This window comes from Phocaeicola sp., from assembly GCF_057861905.1.
In genome coordinates this window covers 1-6,671 of the sequence record NZ_DBMACV010000108.1, presented here as the reverse complement: position 1 = coordinate 6,671, position 6,671 = coordinate 1, and the positions used below count along the sequence as shown (strand labels likewise).

Annotated in this window: 5 protein-coding genes; 3 read left to right on the top strand and 2 right to left on the bottom strand. The window is 41.1% G+C overall.

Annotated elements, in window-relative coordinates:
• Positions 1-172 precede the first annotated feature (172 nt).
• Positions 173-322 carry a hypothetical protein gene (locus tag ACZM60_RS14075; RefSeq protein ID WP_347734743.1) on the top strand — a complete coding sequence of 50 codons (150 nt, stop codon included), beginning with the start codon at positions 173-175 and terminating at the stop codon, positions 320-322.
• Here the strand turns inward: ACZM60_RS14075 and ACZM60_RS14070 are convergent.
• Positions 319-690 (bottom strand): hypothetical protein, encoded by a 372-nt coding sequence (locus ACZM60_RS14070; protein ID WP_489521804.1) that lies wholly within the window; start codon positions 688-690, stop codon positions 319-321. The two genes, ACZM60_RS14075 and ACZM60_RS14070, sit on opposite strands and share 4 nt — an antisense overlap.
• The gene (locus ACZM60_RS14065) at positions 687-1,916 is read right to left on the bottom strand and encodes a site-specific integrase (RefSeq protein ID WP_489521803.1); all 1,230 of its coding nucleotides are present in this window, start codon (positions 1,914-1,916) and stop codon (positions 687-689) included. Before ACZM60_RS14065 ends, ACZM60_RS14070 begins: the two co-directional genes overlap by 4 nt.
• 546 nt (positions 1,917-2,462) lie before the next feature.
• Here ACZM60_RS14065 and ACZM60_RS14060 point away from each other — a divergent pair.
• Positions 2,463-5,579, top strand: a complete 3,117-nt coding sequence (locus tag ACZM60_RS14060) for a DEAD/DEAH box helicase (RefSeq protein ID WP_489521802.1) — start codon at positions 2,463-2,465, stop codon at positions 5,577-5,579.
• A 210-nt stretch (positions 5,580-5,789) separates the two neighbouring features.
• Positions 5,790-6,386: an HU family DNA-binding protein gene (locus ACZM60_RS14055; RefSeq protein ID WP_489521801.1), complete on the top strand. Its 597-nt coding sequence runs from the start codon at positions 5,790-5,792 to the stop codon at positions 6,384-6,386.
• Positions 6,387-6,671 lie beyond the last annotated feature (285 nt).

Below are 6,671 nucleotides of genomic sequence, written 5' to 3'. Positions count from 1 at the left end.
TGCCTACATTCTGTCGGCAACGGGTTAAACATGGTTGCAAAGCTACGGAAGTGTCGGTAAAATCTTGATACGCAAATCTATGCGGAACGGCGCAAAATAGGTCATGCCAAAAGAAAATGCAGTATAAACGGGTGGCTCTTTCAGGTAAAAGGAGATAAAAAAGCCCGAAGTCGTGGAATATGCACTTCTTCGGGGACTGGTTGTTGCAGATAATTACAGATTGACTGGCGCACTGATTTACGGATTTAATGACTTCATGTCGTCACTACGTCAGATTAAACTGTTAATCATCAAATGGCTGAACATAAAAAGTTCATTCTAACATTCATTCGGCATTCTGTTATTCACTGACACCAGCAGGACTTGTTTTTCTTTTCGTCGGCACAATCTTTCCAGCAGTGCATTGCGAACCGTTGCGGCACCTGATGTGTCAATGCGGAAAGCGAGTGCCACCACCATCGGCAGGGCATACATGTCCGCATAATAGCCGTTGGGTAGCTTGATACGTTTTTCTGCTTCAAGAGGATTCAAAACTCCGTACTTGTACACGGTACGAATGGTGGCACGGAGCGTCGGGGCGATTACCCCGAACAGCTCTACCAGCTCCATTTCATTCATCCATATATTACCTGTATCGGATGGTATGGTAATTCTACCATAGCTGTCCGTTGTGATTATTTCCCGTTTCATATCCCTGACATTTTCACATTCCCGAATGATTTGCTCAGTTTGTCGCCCAGCATCGTGAGGTCATTATCCAATTTCTGTACGGTTATCTTCGCATAGATTTGCGTGGTCTCAATGTTCGTATGCCCCAAAATACGGCTGACGCTCTCGATTGGCATCCCTTTGCTGAGAGCCAGGGTCGCAAATCCATGCCTTGAGCAATGAAAGCTGATTTTCTTGGTGATGCCGCATTCCTTTATCATCTTTCCCATACGCTTGCATATTGACCAATAGTTGAGATTGGGAAATACAAGATTGTTTTCCTGAAAAGCCTTGTAACGCTCGATTATCTGCAAGGGAATATCCAGCAGCTTTACCTGAAACGGTACACCCGTCTTGTGCCGTTTGGAAATAATCCATTTCTCACCGTTTACTTCCACAATCTGGTCGTTGCTTAATTCCTTTATATCCACGAATGAGAGGGCGGTAAAACTGGCGAAAACAAAAATATCACGGAGATAGGAGTTCTTGGGGTCTTTGAACTGAAATTCCATCAATGTTTTCAGCTCATTCTCCGTCAGATATTCACGCTCTTTCGTGTTCGGGCTTATATGGAACTGGGCAAACGGATTTCTCGGTATATGCCCGTTGAAATGTGCCCGCATCACCACACCTTTCAGCCACATGCAGTTTTCCCATATCGAACCGTTGTGCAGTCCGGCTTCGTTGGAAAGGAACACGGCGAACTCCTTGATGAAGTCGGGCGTAAGTTCAGGCATGGAGATGTCGTTCCGCTTGTAATGTGACCTGATGAATGCCGCCACATGGTTTCTTGCCCGTACCCTTGCCATATAGGTAGCCCTGACCCTGTCTTTTCCGACACGCTTCTTGAACACTTCATTTTCCTTGTCGAAAGCACCGAGCAATGTTTCATACTCACCGCCCAATCCCTGATAGGCATTGCGTACCATTTCTGCCGTTACATACGCTTCACGGTCGGATATACGCTGGTAATGCTTGATGATTTGAGCCTTGATGTTGTCAAGCGCAAGATTGGTTTCCCTCGCTTCCATACTCTTGCCCTTTGCCTTGTTCCCTTTGGCATCCCAAAGCTCTTTCGGGATAGTCCGTTTGCAGCTGAACTGTGCTACCGTTCCGTTGATTGTAACTCGTCCCATGATGGGGACAATTCCGTTCTTTTCCTTACTGCCGTTCACGTAGAACAGCACCTTGAATGTGCTTCTTGCCATACTCGTTTCTTTTTGGTTGCAAAACTATAAATCAACGAGTTACCTATTGATAAGCAAAGCTGCGCAGAACGCCGCAAAATGAAACAGGGACTGTTAAATCTGCACTTTCATCGGGTAATGATTAGGAAACCGTTCTTTTGCTTTAATCTGCTTTAAGACGGTTTTCAACTGTCTGCCCAACTTCTGCGTTTTTCTTCTAACTCCCTAATTATCAAATCCTGTTGCGTTAATCTGCTGCAATTCGGCGGATATTCCACAGATTTTCCGTAACTTTATCCTTGGTAATCATTGTTGTTAATTTGTAATTAATTGTTTGTCAGACTTAAATATACAAAATAATTCGGTGATTACCAACTTTTAAAGATACTTTCTTATCCCGAACTCACGTATTTATAGAAAAGGTATGACTAAAGAGAAGAGATTAATTGGATAATCTGTATTTTTGCCAGACAAAGTCTGATAATGTAGCCATACTACTATTGACCGAATAGGGAGGCATGAAGACAAATTGTAAATAGAAAATAATCTTTTAGAAATCGAATACTGATGTTAAAGAAGGGCATTTACGAAAATATCATTAATCGAGAAGTAGAGCGTGATATACATGCAGCAGAATCACAGCAAATAGTTTGTATACGTGAGCAGATAGATGATGCAGAATCACCTAAGATTTTAGCTGATTACCTGTCGAAGGCGATCCGGCAGAAATTGGAAGATACAGAAAGTCTGCACGACAGAATGACAATGGTCAATAAAATATTGTCTGAGTATGGATTGGTAGATGACATACAGATATCCGATACTTCCAATCTACTAATGGAAGTAATGACCCAACAGAAAAATCTTTTGCAGAAAAGCAGTCATTCGGAAACCCTTCGTCCGCAGTCTGGTTTTCGGGTAAGCAATTTATTTACAGGTGGAAGCAGTGTATTGTCTTTGGGTGAAGAAATCAGACGAGAAATCGCAAGTGCAGACGAAATTTACTTCATCGTTTCTTTTTTGAAACTCTCCGGAGTACGTTTGTTGCTCGACGATTTACGAAAGTTCTGTGAACGAGAAGATACTCGTTTGCGTATCATTACAACTACTTATTGTGGAGCCACCGAAGCGAAAGCTGTACAACAGCTTGCTGAACTACCTCATACCGAAATACATATTTCTTATCATACCGAAATCGAACGACTTCATGCCAAGGCTTATATTTTTGTTCGTAATTCGGGAATGCATACGGCCTATATTGGTTCGTCCAATCTTTCGAAATCGGCTCAGACCGATGGGCTGGAATGGAATATGCGTGTGACAAGTGTAGAAAATCCGCATATCATTAAAACTGCTTTAGCTACCTTTGAAATGTATTGGAATAGTCCAAATTTTGAGGACTACCAGTTGGGTGGAATCGAAAAACTTCAAAAAGAATTACATCGCAATACGTTGAAAGAGAAAAGCGATTTTACGTATCAACGCTATTCTCTGCTTCCCCATCAGAAACAGATTTTGGATAAATTGAAAGTAGAACGTGAAGAATGTGGCAATTTCCGTAATCTGATTGTAGCTGCTACCGGAACCGGAAAAACTGTGATTTCCGCTTTCGACTATCAAACTTTTCGTCAGCATCAGATACGAACTAAACATTCAAGTCGTATCCTTTTTACAGCCCATCGAGAAGAAATTCTTCGTCAGTCGTTGCGTACCTATCGCAGTGTATTGCAAGAGCCCAATTGGGGAACCTTATGGGTAGGCAATTATGCTCCTGAAGAAGAAACCGATTACGAACATTTGTTTGTTTCTATTTCCATGTTCAATTCGCGTTTTGAAAGTCTGTTTTCAAAACTTCCAGCCGATTATTACGATTATATAGTCATCGATGAGGCCCACCATAGTCAGGCTGATAGCTATCGGAAACTCTTTTCACATTTTCATCCCCAATTGCTTATCGGATTGACTGCAACTCCAGAACGTATGGATGGTAAAGACCTTCGTCCTGATTTCGGAGGACGTATCAGTGCCGAAATACGATTACCGCAAGCTCTTCAGGCAGGATTGCTGACCCCGTTCCAATACCTATGTATTACCGACGACACAGATTTGAGAGATGATGCTCTTTGGAACGGACAACGATACATTATCGACCGTTTGGCAGATAAACTTTGTGTACCCGAACGCGCACAATATATAGTAGATGCTTTACACCGTTACTTGGCCGATGAATACACTTGTCGGGCTCTGTGTTTCTGTGTAAATAAGAGGCATGCCGATTTTATGGCAGAGCAACTTCAAAAGTATGGCTTTAATGCACAAAGTCTGACTTCGGATACCCCACAATCTCAGCGTGAGCAATTGGCAAAAGATTTGCGTAATGGGTTAATACACTATTTGTGTGTGGTCGATATCTTCAATGAAGGAGTTGATATCCCTGAAGTAGATACCGCATTGTTTCTTCGTCCTACAGACAGTTTAACGATCTTCTTGCAACAGTTGGGACGTGGACTCCGCCTTTCGCCCGGTAAAACAGAATTGACGGTGCTCGACTTTGTGGCACAAGTCAATAAAAAATATGACTTTGCCGGAAAGTTTCGGGCTTTGACGTTGCGTCCGGAAAAGAATATCGTTCAGCAAATAGAAAATGGTTTTACACTCCTTCCTACCGGATGTAGTATCATTATGGAGAAAAAAGCTCGGCAATATATTCTTGAAAATATCCAGCAAGCTATCTATAACAAGAATCGTTTAGTGAAAGAAATCAATACTTATACCACATTGCCTACCATTTCTCAGTTTTTGGAAAACAACGGACAAGATATTCGTATTCTGTATGCCGGTAATTTTTGCTGGACTTCTCTTAAACGATCTGCCGGACGTATTTCCTATACAGACGATGAGATTACCCGACGTTTGGAGAAAGGCATGGGTAACTTGGTACATCATAACACGGTTTCGTTTCTTCGTTTTGTGAATGATTTTCTTGCAGGAAGTAAACAATATTTGGATGAAAGCAATCTGCCGTATACTACCATGTTGTATTACATTTTGTATCAGGAACGTATCGATAAAACAGAGTTTAAGGACATGGGAATGTACCAAGCTTTGGCTCTATTGCATAAAGACCATTATCGGTATTTTAAACAAGAAGTTGTTGAAATAGTGTCTTATTTGTTGGCACATTTGGAGATAACTACAACCCCCTTGGGTGCTGATGTATTGCCTGGTATCGAACTTTACGGATGCTATACTCGAGAAGAGATATTTACTTTGGTCGGACGGCAGACCGAAGAGAAAAGAATGTCTGGTTCTGTGTCCGGTGTGTTTAACTTGCCGGAATACGATGCCACGTTGCTCTTTGTTACATTAAACAAATCAGATAAGGACTTTTCTCCTTCTACACAATACAATGATTACGTTATCAACAAAGATTATTTCCATTGGCAGTCTAAGAATACTGATGCTCATTACAATAAAGGAGGGCGTATTTACATTGAACAACCTATAAAGCATAACAAGATTATTCTTTTTGTTCGTGAAGAGAAAAGAGATGGTTTTGGAAATACCTGTCCTTTCCATTGTTTTGGATTGGTAGATTATGTTTCTTCACATGGCGATTGCCCTATGAATATTACTTGGAAATTGGAAGAACCTGTGATGCCACAATACTTGAAAGTGGTATAAAGGTTATGGAGTAAGTCTTTTATAAAATAGAAGATGAATCCTTGCTCTTTCCTAAAAATATAGTTAATTTTACCTCGACACGAACGTGATAATATCTTAGCACGTTCGTGCTGATAACTCGTCACGTTCGTGTTAATATCTAAACAGCTACGTGATGAGGCTTTTGTGTAAAGACGTTTGATAAAATATTTACTAACCAACTGATACTATATGGCTATTAAATTCGATTTGTTTGAGAATCCGGTGAAAGAAGGTGTATCTTCTTCAAAACTACATGCGAAAGTAATTACTAAAGATGTCGTTACCACCCGTGAAATTCGTGAATCTATCTCCAAAAAATGTACGGTGGCTCCTGCTGATGTAGCAGCCGTCATTACTGCTTTGAGCAGTGAATTGTACGAAAAGCTGAGTAATGGCTATACCGTACATTTGGACGGAATTGGCTATTTTAGTTTAAGTCTGAAGTGCACGCCCGACATCAATCCGAAATATATAACGACTTCCGATATTCGTGTGCGAAGCATTAAGTTCACTCCCGATAAGGAACTGGCAGACCGTTTCAAGGAGGTGAAGTTCGAACGTTCGGCAGATTCTTCCCGACATTCTTCAAAGATGGACGACGAAGAGGTGAAACAGAAGCTCGCGGAATTCTTTGCAGGACATAGTTTTCTCCAGCGCCGTGACTTTGAACAGCTCACGGGATTCAATCAGTCGAAGGCGACAAGGTATATTCGTCGGCTGGTTGAGGAGGGAGTGTTGAAGAATGTCGGGTCGAAGTTTCAGCCGGTGTATGTGGTGGGAGATTAAGTTTAAAATAGAATTTAATAAAACAATAAATGACTATGAGTGTAAACTATATTCCAAAAACTAGTTTATCTTGCATATCGTGAGATACGTAAAAAGTGGATCATGACATTGGTTTATTGGAACATTGTTTCATTACAATGAGGGAGTTGGATATTATTATCCATTTCAAAATATTACTTTGTCCTAAAATAACGTGAATTCGACGAATTCAAAACAAAGCAAGCTGTGTGTCAAATGTACGTTGTACATTGATACACGGCTTTTTTGGAAACATGCAGTACGCCG